This window comes from Vibrio sp. ZOR0018, from assembly GCF_963865925.1.
Lineage (GTDB): Bacteria > Pseudomonadota > Gammaproteobacteria > Enterobacterales > Vibrionaceae > Vibrio > Vibrio anguillarum.
Map to the genome: position 1 here is coordinate 1 of NZ_CAWMCN010000072.1, position 527 is coordinate 527.

Genomic DNA, 527 nt, shown 5'->3' on the forward strand with positions numbered 1-527 from the left:
TCATCTCAGGAGTCCTCAACTAAGTCCGTTAAAGATTTGATCGTGAAGCAAGAATTTAGTTCAAAAAAAATCCCTCACATCATGTGAGGAACTTCTGTATAAAAGACAGCATCTAAAGGTGGTTTCGCTCTTTAATAGGCTTAAACACATCTGCCTGATCCTTGCAAAAGACTCTGCTCGATTGTCCACTTTTATACGAGAGTTGTCCTCACAAAATGCGGTATCAAGCAACCAATGCATGATCTCTACACTCCAACGAGAGCGCGTCGCTTCAAGTAACCGCATATTTAGGAGCACTCCGATCAGTTATTTCTGAATAGCGAAAACCGCGCTCGGAATGCCGAAATCCTTCCTTTTTCTCTTTTAAATCAATCACTCGCTATTCTTTACTTATTAAACAAGAACGTAAGGAAGCGACAATGACCCAAAAGATAACTCCAATGAACAAAGTAAAAATCCGCCTTCTTAGAAGGCGGCTTTGGTTTATAGCCCCCTATAAGGGGGCATCCCTGCGCTGCTAGTTTATC

Annotated in this window: 1 pseudogene; it reads right to left on the reverse strand. The window is 41.7% G+C overall.

The window, feature by feature from the left end:
• Positions 1-111: 111 nt before the first annotated feature.
• A pseudogene (locus tag AACR75_RS02865) lies at positions 112-279 on the reverse strand (ISAs1 family transposase); the annotation flags it as partial.
• Positions 280-527 lie beyond the last annotated feature (248 nt).